12 protein-coding genes and 2 pseudogenes are annotated in these 18,652 nt (G+C 64.6%); 3 read left to right on the top strand and 11 right to left on the bottom strand.

Translation table 11 applies throughout. From position 1 onward, the window contains the following. Positions 1-2: 2 nt before the first annotated feature. The 4 genes and pseudogenes from LJ656_RS08245 to LJ656_RS08235 all read right to left on the bottom strand — a co-directional run bounded on the left by LJ656_RS08245 (position 3) and on the right by LJ656_RS08235 (position 3,671). Positions 3-833, bottom strand: a complete 831-nt coding sequence (locus LJ656_RS08245) for an ABC transporter permease (protein WP_230508773.1) — start codon at positions 831-833, stop codon at positions 3-5. Positions 834-838: 5 nt separating this feature from the next. Then, positions 839-1,879 carry an ABC transporter substrate-binding protein gene (locus LJ656_RS08240; protein ID WP_230508772.1) on the bottom strand — a complete coding sequence of 347 codons (1,041 nt, stop codon included), beginning with the start codon at positions 1,877-1,879 and terminating at the stop codon, positions 839-841. 112 nt (positions 1,880-1,991) lie between these two features. Next, positions 1,992-2,174: pseudogene (locus LJ656_RS35095) on the bottom strand (allophanate hydrolase-related protein); the annotation flags it as partial. Positions 2,175-2,741: 567 nt separating this feature from the next. Beyond that, positions 2,742-3,671 (bottom strand): LysR family transcriptional regulator, encoded by a 930-nt coding sequence (locus LJ656_RS08235; RefSeq protein ID WP_230508771.1) that lies wholly within the window; start codon positions 3,669-3,671, stop codon positions 2,742-2,744. Positions 3,672-3,770: 99 nt separating this feature from the next. On the opposite strand from LJ656_RS08235, the gene LJ656_RS08230 reads away from it, so the two are divergent. Then, on the top strand, positions 3,771-5,060 hold the full coding sequence (locus tag LJ656_RS08230) for an MFS transporter (protein WP_230508770.1): 1,290 nt from the start codon (positions 3,771-3,773) through the stop codon (positions 5,058-5,060). Between the two features lie 142 nt (positions 5,061-5,202). Here LJ656_RS08230 and LJ656_RS08225 read toward each other — a convergent pair whose 3' ends face one another. Continuing rightward, on the bottom strand, positions 5,203-6,192 hold the full coding sequence (locus tag LJ656_RS08225) for a TauD/TfdA dioxygenase family protein (RefSeq protein WP_230508769.1): 990 nt from the start codon (positions 6,190-6,192) through the stop codon (positions 5,203-5,205). A gap of 477 nt (positions 6,193-6,669) precedes the next feature. Continuing rightward, entirely contained in the window at positions 6,670-7,272 is a 603-nt protein-coding gene (locus LJ656_RS08220) for a PAS domain S-box protein (protein WP_230508768.1), read from the bottom strand. 252 nt (positions 7,273-7,524) lie between these two features. On the opposite strand from LJ656_RS08220, the gene LJ656_RS08215 reads away from it, so the two are divergent. Further along, complete coding sequence (locus LJ656_RS08215; RefSeq protein ID WP_230508767.1) at positions 7,525-9,093, top strand: methyl-accepting chemotaxis protein; 1,569 nt, start codon at positions 7,525-7,527, stop codon at positions 9,091-9,093. Positions 9,094-9,154: 61 nt separating this feature from the next. Here LJ656_RS08215 and LJ656_RS08210 read toward each other — a convergent pair whose 3' ends face one another. The 4 genes from LJ656_RS08210 to phbB form a co-directional block, all read right to left on the bottom strand. Then, the gene (locus LJ656_RS08210; protein ID WP_230508766.1) at positions 9,155-9,385 is read right to left on the bottom strand and encodes a hypothetical protein; all 231 of its coding nucleotides are present in this window, start codon (positions 9,383-9,385) and stop codon (positions 9,155-9,157) included. 281 nt (positions 9,386-9,666) lie between these two features. Next, positions 9,667-12,636, bottom strand: coding sequence for a hybrid sensor histidine kinase/response regulator (locus tag LJ656_RS08205; protein WP_230508765.1), 2,970 nt, complete (start codon positions 12,634-12,636; stop codon positions 9,667-9,669). An 86-nt stretch (positions 12,637-12,722) separates the two neighbouring features. Then, positions 12,723-13,316: a ParB-like protein gene (locus LJ656_RS08200; RefSeq protein WP_230508764.1), complete on the bottom strand. Its 594-nt coding sequence runs from the start codon at positions 13,314-13,316 to the stop codon at positions 12,723-12,725. 149 nt (positions 13,317-13,465) lie between these two features. Beyond that, on the bottom strand, positions 13,466-14,209 hold the full coding sequence (phbB, locus tag LJ656_RS08195) for an acetoacetyl-CoA reductase (RefSeq protein WP_230508763.1): 744 nt from the start codon (positions 14,207-14,209) through the stop codon (positions 13,466-13,468). Between the two features lie 672 nt (positions 14,210-14,881). Here phbB and LJ656_RS08190 point away from each other — a divergent pair. Then, positions 14,882-16,887 (top strand): annotated as a pseudogene (locus LJ656_RS08190) (putative bifunctional diguanylate cyclase/phosphodiesterase). 76 nt (positions 16,888-16,963) lie between these two features. Here the strand turns inward: LJ656_RS08190 and LJ656_RS08180 are convergent. Next, the gene (locus LJ656_RS08180) at positions 16,964-18,631 is read right to left on the bottom strand and encodes an alpha-amylase family protein (protein WP_230508761.1); all 1,668 of its coding nucleotides are present in this window, start codon (positions 18,629-18,631) and stop codon (positions 16,964-16,966) included. Positions 18,632-18,652 lie beyond the last annotated feature (21 nt).

The following is an 18,652-nucleotide window of genomic DNA, read 5'->3' as shown; positions in this document are numbered from 1 at the left end:
GATTACCTTCCACTCCAGTGAACGATGCGGCGTTCCAGCATCAGGAACACGATGTTCAGGACATAGCCGAGCGCGCCGGCGGACAGGATGGCCGCGTACATGACGCGCACGTTCAGCACCTGCTGCGCGTCGATGATGGCGTGGCCCAGGCCGTTCTCGGAACCGATGAACATCTCGGCCACGATCACGATCACCAGTGCCATCGACACCGCCGAGCGCAGGCCGACGAAGGTCGGCTGCAGGCTTTCCCAGATCAGCACGTCCTTGAAGACGCGCCAGCGCGAGGCGCCCATTACCCTGGCCGCCATCACGCGCTGCTTGCGCGCGTTGATGACGCCGTAGGCGCTGTTGAACACCACGATCAGCAGCGCGCCGAACGCCGCAATGGCGACCTTGTTGAAGTCCGATACGCCGAAGATCAGCAGGAACAACGGGATCAGCGCCGACGACGGCGTGGAGCGGAAGAAGTCGATCAGGAATTCCACGCTGCGATACGCGCGCTCGTTGCTGCCGAGCAACACGCCCAGCGGCACGCCGACCACGGCGGCGAACGCGAATGCCTGCAGCGTGCGACCCACGGTGACCAGGAAATCGGTCAGCAGCGCGCCGCCGGCCAGCCCCGCGACCAGCGTCGCCAGTGTGTCGGCCGGGCTGGGCAGCAGGATGGCCTTGATCATCCCGAAACGCACCACCAGGTCCCAGATGACGAACAGGACCAGCGGGCCGATCACGGGCAGGAAGCGTTCGGTGCGCGGCTTGACGGGCGCGGCGTCGGCGGAGGCCGGCGGCGCCCAGGGCGCCGCGGCCGAGGTCTTGGTGGTGGTTTCGCTCATGATGCTTAGCCCTTGTAGATCAGCGATGCGACGTCGACCCTCTTCGAATAGATGCCTTTCTCGGTGAACAGGTCGTAGAACTTCTGGAAGTAGGCGATATCGGCCGACTTGAACTGGTCGTAGAACATGTAATCGGACATCGGCACCTCGGCGGTCAGCGCGCCTTCGATGGCGGTGTAGCCGGTCAGGTACTTGCGCGCCTCGGCGGGGTTCTTCTGCACCAGCTCCACGCCGCGCCGGTACGCCGCCATGTAGCGCTTGGCCACGTCCGGGTTCTTCTTGATGAATTCGCTGGTGAGGCTGGCGGCGCCGCCGTGCCACGGGGCCATGGGGTCACCCAGCACGTACCTGGCGATGACGCCGACTTCCAGCGCGCGCGTGGTGCCGTGGATGCGGCCCACGGTGCCGGTCGGTTCCAGCGTGTAGACGCCGTCGACCTGGCCGGCCGCGAGCGCGGCCACGTGCTGGCCGATCGGCAGTTCGGTCACAGTCATCTTGCCGGCGCCCGCGCGTTCCAGCACCGTCTTGGCCAGCAGCACGTTCTGCACGCCCGGGCCGCAGGCCACGCGCTTGCCCTTGAGGTCGGCGATGGTCTTGATGGGGCTGTCCTTGGCCACCAGGAACTCGTCGAGCACGAACCTGGCGTTGGTCGGGTTGGTGCAGAAGATCTTGAGCAGGCCCGGCTGCGCGATTTCGCCGATGCCGAGCACGCCCGATGCCGTGCCGTTGGCGCTACCGTCGGAGCGGCCCGCCAGCATGGCTTCCATCACCTGTTGCGCGCTCGCGAACTTCTGCGCTTCCACGTCCAGCCCAACTTCCTTGAAATAGCCTTTCTCCACGGCCGCGTAGAACGGCAGGCCCGAGGCCACCGGCCAGAAGCCGACACGGATCTTGGGGCCGCTGCCCTGGGCGCGGACGATGGCGGGCGCGGCGAGCATCGACAGGCCGGCGGCACCGGCCTTGAGGATCTGGCGGCGCGTGGCGGAGGCGGGTGCGGCGGTGGCGTGGTGGACAGGGGCGGCGGCGGATTGCGGGTGCTTGGGCATGACGGTACCTGGTTCGAGAGACAGTGTGAGGGGCGAAAGAGTCGTGGGCAATGCGCCGCGGCGCGCGGGGTCCGTGCGTCCAGGCGGTGGCCAGCGACCGCAGGTAGGCACGCCAGCCACCGTGCGCGGTCACGTCGGTGGCGCCGGCCAGCGCGTGGCCTTCGCAGACGAAGCCGTGCTCCCAGCTACCATCGGCCGGTTCCACGCTGCCCGGCGCGAGCGGCTGCGGCCCCAGCGCAAGGACGCTGCCGACGGGGTGCAGCGGCACCCGCCAGAGCTTGGCGGCGAACGTCAGGCCGGCGAGCGGGCCCGGCGCCCGCGTGGCTGGTGCCCGCAGCGCTGCGGCGAAGCGGGGATCCGGGCATTGGCGGGATCGGCGGTGTGCGCGTCCGTCGCGGAGGCGGCATCGGGCTTGGTCATCATGGGGTCCTGAAGAAATCCCTTCTTGGATCCAAGATAAGCAAGCGTTGTGCCAACAGATAGCGGTGGTACCGAAAACTGGCGCAATCCGTTGATGGGCCTGCGTGGGCGGCCAGCGGGCGGGTCATGGCGAGAGAATGCCCGGGGCGCGGGACACGGCGAGCGGCGCCCCAATCCCGGGGCGGTGGGCGCGATAACGGTGCAGGACGCGCAGCGCGCGACGCCAGCCTCAGGTCCGGGAGCAGGGGGGCGGCGCCCGATCCCATATAGCGGCCCGTCAACGCGTCGAACGGCAGACATCATTCGTCAACATCGTCTTGCTGCCACGAGCGGCTTGTTATGGCCGATCCAGCAACGTTCACTATGTCGAATTGAATGGCCGCTTAGGGTGGAAACGACGCATGAATGTCCCAGCGACGGTGCGGGCGAATGACGCTCGCGCTTATGCGACGGAATCGGCGAGGGGCAAACATACCGCATCCCTTTCCAGCGTTTCGATCAGTGCGTCGCGCATCACCGCGGCGGGTCGCACAAGACGGCCAGGCAGCGCACCATGCACGAGCCACACGCTCAGCCCGCTTTTGAACTCCGGCACATCGACGATCTGCAGCGCATTGCGATGCGGGCTGCGCGCCAGCACTTCAGGCGCGGCAAGCCCGACGCCCAAGGCGCGCGCGACCAGCGACAACTGCAGTTCCGAACCGAACGCTTCGACAGCGACGTTGAACGGCAAACCCGCCGCCGACATCGCGCGGCTCAGTGCCGAACGCATTCCGCAACCGTCCTGGTTCAGCACCCAGGGATAAGCCGCAAGATCGGCGAGCGAGACGGGTTTGTCGGGCAGACCGAACGAGCGCGGCGCGACGACGACCGTAGGCTTATAGGCGAGAAGCGTCGACGTCAGACCTTCCGGCAACGGCGCGCCTTCAGGCAATAGCACGACGGCCGCATCCGCCTTCGCCTTTTCGACGCCCTCCAGCAGTCCCGGCGACCAGCCCGCTGTCACGCGCAGCGTCAGATTCGGAAAGGCGGTACGCAGACGGTCGACCGGTTGCTCCAACGCCAGCTCAGACAAAAACGGCGGTACGCCGATCCTGAACTCGCCTGTCGGCTCGCTATCAGGCGACGCGACGGCCAGCAGGTCGTCGACCGCGCGCAGCACCGTGCGCGCAAGACCATAGACCTCGCTTCCGGCCGCCGTCGGCTTGAGCGGCTTGCTCTGCCGGTCGAGCAACTCGATGCCGAGCATCGTTTCCAGATTCTGGACACGGCGCGTGAGACCCGGCTGGGTCAGAAACAGCCTCTCTGCGGCCCGCACCATTGAGCCGCTTTCGACCACTGCCACGAAAGCCTGCAAGTCACGCGTGTTCATAAAACAATCTCGCATAAACATTATCAGGATAATTCAATTGTCGCATAACGTTCGCGTCTCTAGGATAGGCCACGCTCCTACACCCAACAGTCCAAACCTATGAGTCAACCTGCTGACACCTGCGCGCGCAGACTGCCTTGCGCTTCACCGTCCTCACCGCAAGCGGATGCGTCCGCATGCGGTGGGCTGACCACGCCGCTGACGATCTTTTTTGCTGCCGCCGTCGGCGTGATCGTCGTGAACCTGACGGCCGCGCAACCTCTGACGGGGCCGGTCAGCCGAGCCCTGACTCTGCCGCCCGAGTTTGCCGGCCTGATCGCGATGCTCCCGCAACTCGGCTACGCCGCCGGTCTGCTATTGCTCGTACCGCTATGCGACCTGCTGGAAAATCGCCGCCTGATCGTCTGGACGCTCGCCTGCTGCGCGATGTTTCTCGGACTCTCGTCGCTCGCGCGATCGGGTTGGCTGTTCCTGGCATCGGTGTTCATGGCGGGGGCGACATCGAGCGTGATCCAGATGCTCGTGCCGATGGCGGCGTCGATGGCGCCTGAAAGCCGGCGCGGACGTGCAGTCGGCAACGTTATGAGCGGCCTGATGCTGGGGATCTTGTTGTCGCGACCGCTCGCGAGCCTGATCGGCGGCACGTTTGGCTGGCGTGCGTTCTATGGCATCGCGGCGTTGGCCGACTCGCTGCTTGCCGTCGTGCTGCTGATGCGGTTGCCGAGTCACACGCCGCACACGGCCGCGCGCTACCTGGACTTGCTGCGCTCGCTGTGGACCTTGCTGCGCACCGAACCCGTCTTACAGCGTCGCGCGACGCTTGCCGCGCTCGCGCTCGGTGCGTTCAGCGCGTTCTGGACCGCCGTTGCGCTGCTTCTCGCCCAGCCGCCGTTTTCGCTGGGTATGCACGGCATTGCCGCCTTCGCGCTGGCGGGTGCAACGGGTGCGATGGTGACGCCGCTCGCGGGCTATCTCGGCGATCGCGGCGCGGGCCGCGCCACACAAATCGCCGCGCATCTGGTGATGATCGCGGCGGTGCTCATGCTCGCGGCTGCCGGTGCGGGCTGGGGCGGGTTCTCCGCGGCCACGCATCCCGTCCTTGCGCTCGCATTGCTGGTCGCCGGGGCGGCGGCGCTCGACGCCGGTGTGATCACCGATCAAACGCTCGGCCGGCGCGCGATCAACCTGATTAATCCGTCGGCTCGTGGCCGATTGAACGCGCTCTTTGTCGGCATCTTCTTTGTCGGCGGCGCAATTGGGGCTGCGCTGTCAGGCGCGGCATGGGCATGGGCGGGATGGAATGGCGTGTGCCTCGTCACGCTGGGGTTCGCGATCACCGTGTTTTTGTTCGGCTGTTTCGACCGTGCCGCGCAGTCAGGCCGCCAATGAAGTGAACAGGGTGACCGCCGGGCGGTGCCGCAGCGCGCGAGGCGCGGCGATTCCAGGGACGATGCGGGCGGGCGCAACGGCACGATCACTTCCGCGTGTCTTGTGGAGCGTCTCTTCCTGGTTTTAGATTCATTGCATTCAGTCACGCGACAGACGCGACAGTCTCCCGGCCCGCCACCCGCGAGCCGGCCTGAGCTTCCACCTCCGCCTGCGGCCGCCGCAACGTCCGGCTACGCCGCCCATCCACCGAAACCGCGCGTTCCCCGGCCACCGTCACGCGCCGCACCAGCCGCTCCTGGTTGCCATAGTCGTTCACCGCGTAGTGCTGGGTCGCGCGGTTATCCCAGATCACCACATCGTTTTGCCGCCACTGCCAGCGCACGGTGTTCTCCAGGCGAATCACACGGTTCTGCAGAATGTCGAAAATACGCGCCGATTCAGCACTCGACAAACCGACGATCCGTTTGACGAAATGCCCGAGCAGCAGCGCCTTTTCTCCCGATACCGGATGCACATGCACGAGCGGATGCTCGGCCTCGTACACGGTCGAGACGAACACGTTCTGGTGATGCGCGATACGCGCCTCTGCCAACTGCGCATCGGTGCCCGCGACGCGCTCGGCGCCGTAGTCGTAGTCATTCGTATGCACGGCCCACAGCGAGTCGGCCAGCCGCTTCAGCTCGTCGGGCAGGCGCTCATACGCGACGGCCGTGTTGGCCCACACGGTATCGCCGCCATAGGCCGGAATCTTCACGCCGCGCAGAATTGAAATCTTCGGGAATGCATCGAGGAAGGTGATATCCGTGTGCCACGAATCGGCGCGTCCGCCGCCTTTCGATGCGTCCAGCTCGAACAGCTTCGTGCCTTCCGGCGACGGCACGGTCGGGTGCGCGATGGTGTCGCCGAAACGCGCGCCGAACGCCTGATGCGACGCGTCGTCCAGATGGCTCTGAGCGCGGAAAAACAGCACCTTGTACTTCACCAGCGCGCGATGCAGCGTGTCGATCGCGGCATCGTCGAGCAACGCGGAGAGCTTGAAATCCTGAACCTCTGCGCCGATCAATCCGGCGACACGCCGGATGCGAAGATTTTCAAAAGACGTGTCCAGATCGGTTTGGGCGGAAAGACTCACGGCTCACACTCCTGTATAGAGCTAACTGGATAGAGAGCTAACGAGTGTAGAAAACGCGCCGACCCGCTCAAACCAATCGATCGGAATATGGTTTTCGCGCACGGCCTGATAAGTATTCGGGCGGATTTCGGGCGGATGAACGCGCGGGGCGCGCAGTGAACGGGATACGGAGTCGATGCCGTTTCGCCCGTCACCCCTCTGATTAGAAGGGTGCGGAGCGCATCGCGTTTCGAGTAGTATTCGATCCGGAAATGGCTATGACTGTTTTACCGGGCGACGTGAAAGCGCGCACAGGAGACCACCACCATTCCGATAACAAGCTGGACACCTGAGAGCACAAAACTAAAAGCGTAGGAACCGGCGGGGCCTGCTTCAAATTACCGACGAGACGCAGCTTACGGGCGCGGGCCGACACGTCGGTCCGCGCGGCATTGCAAACGAAACCCGCGTCATGCGCGGTTGCGATAAAGACGCTATCTATTTGTCGCCGGTCCGGGCGATATCGCCGGACAGATGCTTGAGCCACAAACTCATCAAGCCGGCCCGGCCGCGCACGCCATATTTGCGGAAAATCCCGGTGATATAGGAATGCGTCGTCGAAACGGCGAGACCCAGTTGCTCGGCGATCTGTTTTTCGGTCGCCTCGGTCAGCAACAGATCCAGAACCTTGCGCTCGTACGGCGCCAGCACGGCCAACAGCGTCGGCGGCATCGCTTTACGGCGATGAAACTCGGTCACGTCGCGCGCCACCCCGACGCGCAATTGCTCGTGTTCTAGCCAGCGTGCCGACCACGACACGTAGACGTCGCTGCCGTCCTTATGACGATAGCGGTTCTCGAAACCGACGCGTTTGCGTCCGGCCAATACCTCTTTCGCCTCTTGCAGCGTCGCGTCCTGATCGGCCGGCACCACGAAATCGATAATGAACTGATCGACGAAATCGCCCGGCGCATAGCCGAAGATGTCTTCGCACGCCGGGCTCACCTGGCGGATTCGGCCCTGCTGATTGACGAGAAAAATGGCGTCCGGCGAATAATCGAAAGAGGCCACAACCAGATCTTCGGAGAGTTCTTTTTTCATGGCGATGGTCCGGCCCGGGTGCGTCCGGGTCGCGCAACGAAGATGGTCTCAGCGAAAAGTCGCCGCATGGGCAACGCATCAGCGCGACAGCGTAGCGCGATCCGAATTAAGGGTCAATTTTCCGCGAGCTTTCAAATACCCGACCACGCTACTCAGATAACCGTAAAGTTTTTAGGGGTATTGCCGTTAAGCAGTCATTGAATGACATTCCGTCGCTTTCAAACAAAGCGCGGTGCTTCGGAAAACATTTTCATGCGCAATAACCAGCCGGTAACTCAACGCGAATTCGATTATTCCGCGTCGGACATGCTCGTCTCCGCGACCGACGTGAAGGGCAAAATCCAGTACTGCAATCCCGCTTTCATTGCGATCTCGGGCTTCACGCGCGAGGAACTGCTCGGCGCGCCGCACAACATCGTCCGTCATCCGGACATGCCGCGCGAGGCCTACGCGGACATGTGGGAGACCATCGGCGCAGGCTACCCGTGGACCGCGCTGGTGAAAAACCGCCGCAAGAACGGCGATCATTATTGGGTCTGCGCGAACGTCACGCCGGTCGTCGAAAACGGCCGCACCGTCGGCTATCTGAGCGTGCGCACCAAGCCCTCGCGCGACGAAGTAACCGTCGCCGAGTCGACCTACGCGCGGATGCGCGAAGGCACGCTGCGCTCGCACCGGTTGCGCCGCGGCCAACTGGTGCGGACCGGTTTCGCCGGCAAATTGCAGGCGTTCACGCGTTGGTCGGTCGGCGCGCGGCTCGCGAGCGGCTATGCGGTCGCGCCGCTCGCATTGCTGGTGGTCGGCGCCGTGCAGGCGGGCGGGCCGCCGCCGCTGCCCTACTGGAGCGCGGCGGCCATTGCCGCGCTGGCGGCCGGGCTCGCGTGGTTCACGCTGAGCCGGCAGGTGGGCGTGCCGCTCGCGGGGCTGTCCAGTTTCGCGACCCGGATGGCGGCCGGCGATCTGACGGTCGAAATGAGCGGCGCGCGCCACGGCGACTTCGCCGACGTATCGAGCGCGTTGAATCAGTTGAAGGCGAACCTGGGCGCGATCGTGCTGGACGTGCGCGGCCAGATCGGCGGGGTGATCGATGCCGCCGGCGAAATGTCGAGCGGCAATGCCGACCTCGCGCGCCGCACCGAAATGCAGGCGGCCTCGCTCGAAGAAACGGCGGCGACGATGGAGCAATTTACGACGACCGTCAAAGCCAACGCGGATGCCGCCGCGTCCGCGCTAGCGCTTGCAAAAGAGGCGCAGGACGCCGCGGCGCTGGGCGGCGAGATCGTCGGTCACGTCGAGAGAACGATGTCCGGCATCACGTCGGCGTCGCAGCGGATCGCCGATATCACCGGCGTGATCGATGGAATCGCGTTTCAAACCAACATCATCGCGTTGAACGCGGCGGTGGAAGCGGCCCGCGCCGGCGACGCCGGCCGCTCGTTCGCGGTGGTCGCCACCGAGGTGCGGATGCTCGCGCAGCGTTGCGCGGAGTCGGCGCGGCAGATCAAATCGGTGGTCGATCTGACGGTCGCGGAGGTGTCGCAGGGCACCGGGCTGATCGAGCGGACCACGTCGCAAATGAAAGTGATCGACGACACCGTTCGACGCGTGCTGAAGATCATCGACGACGTGTCCAACGCCAGCGACGAACAGGCTAAAGGCATCACTCAAGTGAACCAGGCGATTACGCATCTGGACAGCGCGACCCAGCAGAACGCCGCGCTGGTCGAGCAGGCGGCGGCGACCGCGCAGCGGCTGATCGACTCCGCGCATGTGCTCGACGAGACGGTGCGGTTGTTTACCGTCGCGAAGGCGCCGGCCTGAACGGCCGGGGGCTTGAACGGACGGCGGCGGGGCGCTCGGACCGCGCCGGTTTCACCGGCCGTCAGCGATGCATCCGCGCCGCACGCGAACTGCGGTGAAGCTCGCGCGCCGAATAGACCAGCACGAACACGCCGGCGAGCAACGCGGCGACCGCGAGCACATCTTCCGCGGGGTCGAGTGCTGCATGCGCATGAAACCACAGCCCCACGCCGGCCACGGTCAAAACCAGACCGAGCAGCAAACCCCACGCGGGGCCCGCCGGAGATGATCTGAGCTTGTGGGACATTTTCATTGCTTCACCTGCCAGTACTTCGAGATGCACGACGCGTTCATTTGCATCGTAGGCGAATAGCAGGTCAGGTTCCGCTATGCACCGAACGAAAGTGGCGAGTTCCCAACGAAAAAGGCGACCGGCCGACGAGCGGCCCGGTCGCAATACGCCTATGGGAACCTTACTGCTACCCCAAATGGGGCACAACCAGTATAAGCAGACGGTGCCGTGAGCAGAGATGTACGAAACGCGGGCCAATCGGACGGACAGCGCAAGTGCTCGACAAGACGGCGGATCGCGGCCTAAACCTCGTCGCTGAAGTCGGCGAGCAGCGCTTCCAAACCCGCGAACGTGTACGGCTTGGGTAAAACCCTGCCGAGGCGATCCGCGCCAGCGCCGATCGCGTGCCCGTACCCAGACGCGTAAATGACGCGCAGCGCGGGTTGCACGGTGACGAGCCGGCGCGACAGCTCGACGCCGTCGATGCCCGGCAGACCGACGTCGGTCAACAGCACGTCGAAGCCGCTCCGTGCGAACAACTCGATCGCTTCTTCGCCGCTCGCGCCCGCTTGCGCCTGATGGCCCATCATTCTGATCAGCTCGACGGCCATCTCGCGCAGGTCCGGCTGATCTTCCACGACGAGTACCCGCAGCGCGCGGCGCGGTGCCGGCGCCGCTGCGGTTTCGGCGGCCGGCGGCGCGACGGGGGCGGGCCCCAGCGGTTTCGCATTCGACAGCAGATGCCTGATCTTGCGCGCCAACTGCTCGCGCCGGTACGGCTTGGTCAGCAGATGCACGCCCGCGTCCAGACGACCGCCGTGCACGATCGCGTTCTGCGTGTAGCCCGACGTGAACAGCACCTCGATGTCCGGCAGCAGCGCCTTCGCGCGTCGGGCCAGATCGGGACTGCGCATCGCGCCGGGCATTACCACGTCCGTGAAAAGAAGGTCGATCGACAGGCCGCTTCTGAGGATCCCCAACGCGCTTTCGGCGTTGTCGGCTTTCAGCACGTGATAGCCGAGTTCGCGCAGCATTTCGACGACCGTCGCCTGGACCGCGAGATCGTCTTCGACGACGAGGATCGTTTCGCAGCCGCCGACCACCGCGGCGGTGACCGGCGGCGCGGTTTGCACCACCGCTTCATGCGAGCGCGGCAGATAGATCTTGATCGTCGAGCCGTGCCCGGGTTCGCTATAGATCTTGAAGTGCCCGCCGCTTTGCTTGACGAAGCCGTACGCCATCGACAGCCCGAGCCCGGTGCCCATACCCTCGGGCTTGGTCGTGAAGAACGGATCGCAGGCCCGCTCGATCACTTCGCGCGTCATGCCCACACCGGTGTCGGAAATCGCCAGCAGCACGTATTGACCGGGCAGCAGATCGTCGTCGGAGGCGACGTAATCGTCGTCAAGCATCGAGTTGCCGAGTTCGATGGACAGCTTGCCGCCGTCCGGCATCGCATCGCGCGCGTTGATCGCGAGATTCAGCACGACGTTTTCGAGCTGGTTCGGATCGACCAGCACGTTCCACAGCCCGCCGGCCAGCACCGTTTCGATCACCACGGATTCGCCCAGCGCGCGGCGCAGCATGTCGTCCATGCCGGTGATCACCGGCGCGAGATTGGTGGCGACCGGCTGCAACGGCTGGCGCCGCGCGAACGCGAGCAGTTGCGACGACAGTTTCGCGCCGCGCTCCACCGCGCTGGTGGCCGTAAGCACACGGTTCAGCGCCGGGCCGTCGTCGCTCAGCTGCGATTGCAGCAGCTGAAGATTGCCGCCGATCACCTGCAGGATGTTGTTGAAGTCGTGCGCAATGCCGCCGGTCAGCTTGCCGATCGCCTCCAGCTTCTGCGACCGTTGCAGCGCGGTTTGCGTATGTTCGAGTTCGCGCGTGCGTTCCTGCACCAGTGCTTCGAGGCTCGTCTGGTAGCGCTGAAGTTCGTCTTGCGCGAGCTTTTGCGCGGTGACGTCGTGCCCCTGCACGAAGATGCCGATCACCTCGCGATCGGGACCGCTGATCGGCTGATAGACGAAATCGAGGAAGCGCGTTTCCAGTTTTGCGCTGTCGCGCGGTTGAATCTTCACCGGTACCGAGGTGCCGACGAACGGTTGGCCGGTGCGAAACACGCGATCGAGCAGTTCGATAAAGCCCTGTTCCGCCACTTCCGGCAATGCGTCCTGAACCCGCCGGCCGATCAATTCGCGTTCGCCGACGAGGCTCCGGTACGCCGAATTGGCCAGCTCGAAGACGTGCTGGCCGGATTTCAGCACGCAAATAAAGCCGGGGGCCTGTTCGAACAGTTGCAGCAAATGCGCCTTGTCGAGATGGAGTTCTCTGACCAGTTGCAGCGTCTGGCTGGTCTCTTCCAGTGCCGCGGTGCGTTCGAGCACGAGCCGTTCGAGCTCTTCCTGCTTGCGTTCGAGCGCCCGCTGCGCGAGCACCTGGTCGGTGACGTCGTTACCCTGCGAGAAAATGCCGACCACCGCGTCGTTGTCGTCGACGATCGGTTGATATACGAAGTCGATAAAACGCACTTCGCCCGATGCGCTTTGTTCGCCCGCGAGCGGATCGACACGCAACGGCAGCGCGCGGCCGACAAAGGCCTTGCCGCTGCGGTACACCTCGTCGAGCAACTCGAAAAAGCCCTGGCCGACGAGTTCGGGCAACGCTTGCCTGACCGGCTTGCCGAGGATGTCGCGAAAGCCCGCGAGGCGGTGATGGGCGCTGTTCTGCAACTGATAGACATGCTCGGGACCGCGAAAGAAACAGACGAATCCCGGTGCCTGTTCGAACAGGCGCAGCAGTTCCTGATACTCGCGGGTGCGCGCGTCGAGCGCGAGTCGATTCTGCTGTTCGGCGTGGCGGCGCGCTTCGTATTCGGCGGTGATGTCGCGTGTGATCTTCGCGTAGCCGATGTGGTGTCCGGCATCGTCGAACAGCGCGTCGAGCACGACATGGGCGCGAAACCGCGAGCCGTCTTTACGTACCCGCCAGCCTTCCGACTCGAATTTGCCTTCACGCGCGGACACCTCCAGCGCGCGGCCTGGCAGGTCGGTTGCGCGATCCTCGGCGGTGTAGAACAGCGAGAAGTGCTGGCCGATGATTTCGGCGGCCGAGTAGCCCTTGATGCGTTCGGCGCCTTCGTTCCAGCTTTTTACGAGGCCCGCCGGCGTCAGCAGATAGATCGCGTAATCCCTCACGCGCTCGATCATGAGCTCGAACTGGCCGTTGCCGGGCGAGCTCGCGCCGGCGACGCTCTGATCATTAACCTGCATGGGTAGGCACCTTGCGCCGACGACTGTCGATTGGGCGCTCATTTTAATGCACGCGCAAGCGATTGCGCCGCGCGGGTGCGAGCCGATTAGCGGCCCTCGCCGAGATAGCCGGGCAGGCCGAGCGCGACCGGCGATTTCGCCAGCGCGACGGCCCGGCTAACGAGCGCGTCGAACTCGGCATCGCTGGCAGGCGGGTCGAACTGTCGACGGAACAGATCCGCCCAACGGAATTCCGCCAATGGAACCTGCGTCTTCTCGTAACCGCCCGCGTCGCGCACGGCCGCCGACAGGCTGCGGAATTCGTCGTCGATCAGGTCCCACACGTGGCGGAACATCTCGGAGTAGGGCACGCGCTGGCCGTGGGCATCGTACGGATAGGTCCAGCGATTGTTTTCGAGGGTGAGCCAGAAATCCGCGCTCGTCAGCGTCGACAGATCTTGCACGAGAACGACGGGCACGGTTTTGATGCCGGCTTGCCATAGTGCGTTGGCGACGTGGTGGTGGTCGATCAGATGCGCAATTTCGCCGGGGCCGTACACGATCGGCACCGGCTTTTCAGCGATCGCCATGTCGAGATCGTGGCCCGACAGCGCGCGGTACTGTTCGGTCTTGCCGCGCACTTCCCTCAGGCCGTGCGTGCATTGAGTCGGTCGTAGTTGCTTGATGTCCAGCGTTTTCATTCGATATCCCCCGGTCGCGGGCCGGCGCGCGCGGACATCTGCTGCCGCGACGCGCCGGCCACTTCAAGTCGTGCAACCGTGCGTTAGCAGGCGGCGTGCCGCGACCGGCCGAACGCGACGCGTGACGCACAACGTGTGAAGCGTCAGGTTCAATGCATGTGCTGGCCGCCGTTGATCGCGATGTTCGCGCCGGTCACGAAGCCGGCGTCGTCCGAGCACAGAAAAGCGACCAGCGCGGCCACTTCTTCAGGCTTGCCCAGGCGCCCCATCGGAATTTGCGGCAGGATTTTCGTTTCGAGGATCTGCTGCGGAACCGCGGTGACCATTCTGGTCGCGAGGTAGCCCGGCGAAATCGTGTTCACGGTCACGCCTTTGCGCGCCACTTCGAGCGCCAGCGATTTGGTAAAACCGTGCATCCCGGCCTTGGCCGCCGCGTAGTTGGTCTGCCCGACCGAGCCTTTCGAACCGTTGACTGACGAAATATTGACGATGCGCCCCCAGCCGCGCGCGACCATCTCTTCGCACAGCGGCTTGGTCATGTTGAACACGGAGTCGAGATTGGTGCGGATCACCGCGTCCCAGTTGACCTTGTCCATCTTGCGCAGCGTCATGTCCTGGGTGATGCCGGCGTTGTTCACCAGAATGTCGACCGGGCCCACGTCGGCGCTGATTCTGGCCGCAACGTGCTGGCAGGAATCGTAATCGGCCACGTCGACTTCATACGCGAGAAAATTGTGGCCCTGCTGTTCCATTTGCGCCAGCCACTCAGCCGCGTGGCGATTGTTCGGCGAGTGTGTGACGACCACCGCATGACCCGCATCGTGCAGTTTGATACTGATTGCCTGTCCGAGGCCGCCCATACCACCCGTCACAACGGCAATTCGCTTCGTCATCCTGTCCATCCGTAATAGTCATAGCTGCGAGGATCATGAAAACCCAATGGCTGCCTCGCACGACCCGCCATTGCGTTGTCGCAACACAGTGCCGGCGCTTTCCTCGTGAGAGGCGTCGGCTTTCTGCGTTGATGCAACTGCGCGGGTTTTTGTAGGCTTTGCTATTGCGCGAAGAGAGTTTCGGCGTACGGCGAGCGACGGCTATTCGCGCCGTGCGCTACCGACAGCCGCCAGAAACGAGCGGCCTGCCTGCAAGTTCCAGTCGGTCAGATTGCGTGCCCATGCGAATGCGTTGTCAGCGGACGCATAAAAGGGCGCGACGACCGCTTCATAGAAGAGCGTCATCGCCGCGGGCGGCAAGGCGTTCGCCGGTTGTGCGCGGCGCGGGGGAAAGTAGATAACGACCTGCATCGGGAAGAGAGATTTTTAGGCTAAAACGAGCGTACCATCCGGCCGCAGTTTTGGGACACTGTCCACAACTTGAGGGATTCGGACAGACCGATGTTTACGGTTGTTGGCGCGGCAGCCAGTGCGTGAAAGTGACGTTTCTTCTGAAGAAATGCACTGAGAACGCAATAAGTAGGGCCGCCTGGGCGTTTTCACTGCGTGGCCGCTCAAGAATGCAAAACGCATGCCGTTATAGCGCGCAAGCGCCGCACGCGCAGCCTCACGATGGCTGTTCCGTCGCGGGCGCGCCACCACCGGCACTGTTGTCAAGCGATGACCCCTCACTCCGTTTTCCGCCGGTTGCGATCGCTGGCTTCGATCCCACGCGGCAACCCCGGGCTACTGACCGCGCAGTTCGACGCGTTCCGGCATCAGATGCCGCTGATGTACCTGATGCTGATCGCCAACAGCTGGGCGCTCGTCATCACGCATTACCGGTGCGCGCCGGCGTGGCTGGTCGTCCACGTGCCCATTGCGTTTACCGGGTTCAGTGCATGGCGGGCGTGGCAATGGGCGCGCTCGAACCGCGTGCGGCCGTCGCTCGCCGTCGCCGAGCGGGCACTGGCGCGCACCAACCGGCTAGCGGTGGCGATGGCCGTCGGCTTCACCGCGTGGGCACTGTCGCTGGCCCGCTATGGCGACGCGTATGCGCAGGCGCATGTCGCGTTCTATATGGCGATTACCGTGATCGGCGTGATCTTTTCGCTGATGCATCTGCGGCCCGCGGCGATTACGGTGGCGATCATCGTCAATGGCGCATTCTTCGTGTTTTTCCTGTTGTCGGAGAACATCGTGTTTCGCGCGATCGCCGTCAATACCGCGCTGGTGTCCGCGGCGATGCTGGTGTTCCTGCTGAACCACTACCGCGATTTCACCCGGATGGTCGACGCGCGCGCGGAAAACGAGCGGCTCGCGAATCTGGACAGCCTGACCGGTCTGCCGAACCGGCGCTCGTTCTTTCACGAACTCGACGCGACCTGCGCGGCGGCGGTGGCGAGTCAGAGCGCGCTCGCGGTCGGCATCATCGATCTGGACGGCTTCAAGCCGGTCAACGACATCCACGGTCATGCGATCGGCGACAAGGTGCTGGAGCAGATCGGCGAGCGTCTCGCACTGCTGATCAGCCCGCGTTTGCGGCTTGCCCGTCTGGGCGGCGACGAGTTCGGGCTGCTGGTCTCGGAGTTCCGTTGCAGCGACGACTTGCTGGCGCTCGGCGAGCGGGTGTGCCGGGTGCTGCGCGAACCGGTCGTCGCCGGCGACGTAGCCGTGCAGATTTCCGGCTCGATCGGCTTCGCGATGTATCCGGACCATTGCTCGACGGCGGTGCAGCTGTATGAGTTCGCCGACTACGCGTTGTATGCGGGCAAGCGCAACCGGCGCGGCAGCGTGGTGATTTTTTCCGCGGCTCACGACGCGGCGATCCGGCGCGCTTCGCTGATCGAGCAGGCGTTGCAGATGGCCGATCTGGAACGCGAACTATCGGTCGTGTTCCAGCCGCTCATCTATATCGCGACGGGGCGCGTGTTCGGTTTCGAAGCGCTGGCGCGGTGGTCGCATCCGGTGCTCGGCAATGTTGCGCCCGACCATTTCATTCCGGTCGCCGAACGGATCGGCGTGATCAGCGCGCTGACCCGCGTGCTGTTGCGCAAGGCGCTCGCCACCGCGTCGCGCTGGCCGCATCCGGTGCGGCTGGCGTTCAATCTGTCGACGCTCGATCTGGCGTCGCGCGAAACGATGTCGGAGCTTCTCGGGCTGATCCGCGACAGCGGTTTCGATCCGTCGCGGCTCGACTTCGAGATCACCGAAACCGCGCTGGCCCGCGAGATCGAGCTGGTGCAGGAGGCGGCCGCGCGGCTGCGGGCGCTCGGCTGCGGCGTGTCGCTCGACGATTTCGGCGTCGGCTATTCGAGCCGTCGTATCTGCATACGCTGCCGCTCGCGAAGATCAAGATCGACCGCAGCTTCGTGCGCGGGATGGACGCGGTCCGCACCAGCCACAAGATCGTGAAGTCGCTGCTCGCGCTAGGTCGCGACATGGGCGTCGAAACCATCGTGGAGGGCGTCGAGACCGACGACGAACTGGCCGCGCTGCGGGCGGCCGGTGCCGAACTGGCGCAGGGATTTCTGTTTGCGAAGCCGGTCGAGCCGGCGCAGACCTGTGCTCTGGCGCACGCGTGTCTGTTGCCGGCAGCGGTGGCCGCGGACGCTGGCGAGGTGGTTGCGCTCGGCTGAGCGTCGCTCGTGCCGAGCGGCGCGGCACAGCGGCGCTTCAAGAGCGGCGCGACCACGCCGCGAGCGGGCCGCGCGGCTACACCTCGGTTCGCCTGAGCAGATAGTCGAGCCCGCCGACCCGGTACCAACGGTAGCCGAACGGCTCGAGCACCACCGTGTGGCGGCCGGCGGCGTCCGGTTCGCTGTGGTCGTCGGACAGCAGATTGATCAGCGGCGCGGTATCCGGCTCGCGCGCGCCGACCCGGCGGAACTTCACCGTGCACGCCGCGGCGCTGAAGTTGTGCAGGAACAGCACCGAGTTGTTGCGCCAGTGGTAACACAGCGCGAGTACCTCGTTGCGCGACGTACGCAGCACTTCGAAGTCGCCCCAGCTGATTTCCGGCACTTCGCGTCGCATCCGGATCATCCGCTCCATCCAGTTCAGAAACGATTGCGGATCGCGTCGCTGGCTCGCCGCATTGACCCGCTCGAAGCCGTAAGCGCCGCCGCTGATCGTCGCGACCGGGGGCTTCGGATGTTCGGTAAAGCCGCCTTGCGGTTCGTCCGACCATTGCATCGGCGTGCGCGCGCATTCGCGCTCGGGCCGGCGCAGGTCGTCGCCCATACCGATTTCATCGCCGTAGCGGATCACCGGCGTCCCCGGCGAGCTCAGCATCAGGCTGTACGCGAGTTCGAGGCGGCGCCGGTCGCCGGCCAGCATCGGCGCGAGCCGGCGGCGGATGCCGCGGTCATACAGCTGCATGTCCGGCTGCGGCGCGAACGCGGCGAACACCGCTTTGCGTTGCGCGGGCGTGAGCCGCCCCAGATCGAGTTCGTCGTGATTGCGCAGAAATACGCCCCATTGCGCGCTTGGCGGCCGCGGCTTCGTCGCCAGCAGCGCGTCTTTCAACGGCTTCGTGTCGGCCGTCGCCAGCGTATAGAAGGTGTGCTGATTGAGGTGGAAGTTGAACATCATCGGCAGGCGCTCGCCAGCGTCGCCGAAATACCGCAGGTCCGTGTCGGGCAGCACGTTCGCTTCCGCGAGGATGATCGCGTTGCCCTCGCGCCATTGCAGAAACTCGCGAAAGGTGCGCAGCATGTCGTATTGCTCGACGGGGCGGCGCACCTTCGGCCCCTTCGTCGCGATGACGAACGGCACGGCGTCCATCCGGAAGCCGGACACCCCCAACTGGATCCAGAAGCCCATGATTTTCAGCAACTCGGCCTGCACGTGAGGGTTCGCGGTGTTCAGGTCCGGCTGAAAATCGTAGAAGCGATGGAAGTACCAGCGTTTGGCCCGCTTGTCGAAACTCCACGTCGATTTCTGCACGCCCGGAAACACGACGCCGCGATTCGCATCGGGCGGCTTGCTGTCGGACCATACGTACCAGTCGCGAAACTTCGATGCGGGATCGCTGCGTGCTGACAGAAACCACGGATGCTGGTCCGACGTGTGATTGACGACGAGGTCGATGATCAGGCGCATGCCGCGCTCGGCGCACGCGTGCGTGAACTCGGCGAAGTCGCCGAGGGTGCCGTACTTCGGGTCGACATTGTAGTAGTCCGATATGTCGTAACCGTTGTCGCGGCCGGGCGACGGGTGAAACGGCATCAGCCAGAGCGTCGTGATGCCGAGCCCTTGCAGATAGTCGAGCCTGCGCATCAGCCCCCGGAAGTCGCCGATGCCGTCGCCATTGGCATCCATGAATGTGCCGACCGACAGGCAGTAGATGATGGCGTTCTTGTACCAAAGGTCGTTGAGCATTGGATTTGCGCGTGACTCCGG

The organism is Paraburkholderia sejongensis, from assembly GCF_020880815.1.
In the GTDB taxonomy this organism is placed as follows: domain Bacteria; phylum Pseudomonadota; class Gammaproteobacteria; order Burkholderiales; family Burkholderiaceae; genus Paraburkholderia; species Paraburkholderia sejongensis.
Note: the sequence above shows the minus strand (reverse complement) of the source record. Positions and strands in the feature narration are given on the sequence as shown.

What these genes read in the sequence shown, in the direction of transcription:
- LJ656_RS08210 (WP_230508766.1), bottom strand. Translation starts at nt 9,385, where the DNA reads ATGAAAATGTCCCACAAGCTCAGATCATCTCCGGCGGGCCCCGCGTGG.
- LJ656_RS08235 (WP_230508771.1), bottom strand. Translation starts at nt 3,671, where the DNA reads ATGAACACGCGTGACTTGCAGGCTTTCGTGGCAGTGGTCGAAAGCGGC.
- LJ656_RS08215 (WP_230508767.1), top strand. Translation starts at nt 7,525, where the DNA reads ATGCGCAATAACCAGCCGGTAACTCAACGCGAATTCGATTATTCCGCG.
- LJ656_RS08245 (WP_230508773.1), bottom strand. Translation starts at nt 833, where the DNA reads ATGAGCGAAACCACCACCAAGACCTCGGCCGCGGCGCCCTGGGCGCCG.
- LJ656_RS08220 (WP_230508768.1), bottom strand. Translation starts at nt 7,272, where the DNA reads ATGAAAAAAGAACTCTCCGAAGATCTGGTTGTGGCCTCTTTCGATTAT.
- LJ656_RS08230 (WP_230508770.1), top strand. Translation starts at nt 3,771, where the DNA reads ATGAGTCAACCTGCTGACACCTGCGCGCGCAGACTGCCTTGCGCTTCA.
- LJ656_RS08200 (WP_230508764.1), bottom strand. Translation starts at nt 13,316, where the DNA reads ATGAAAACGCTGGACATCAAGCAACTACGACCGACTCAATGCACGCAC.
- LJ656_RS08205 (WP_230508765.1), bottom strand. Translation starts at nt 12,636, where the DNA reads ATGCAGGTTAATGATCAGAGCGTCGCCGGCGCGAGCTCGCCCGGCAAC.
- LJ656_RS08240 (WP_230508772.1), bottom strand. Translation starts at nt 1,879, where the DNA reads ATGCCCAAGCACCCGCAATCCGCCGCCGCCCCTGTCCACCACGCCACC.
- phbB (WP_230508763.1), bottom strand. Translation starts at nt 14,209, where the DNA reads ATGACGAAGCGAATTGCCGTTGTGACGGGTGGTATGGGCGGCCTCGGA.
- LJ656_RS08180 (WP_230508761.1), bottom strand. Translation starts at nt 18,631, where the DNA reads ATGCTCAACGACCTTTGGTACAAGAACGCCATCATCTACTGCCTGTCG.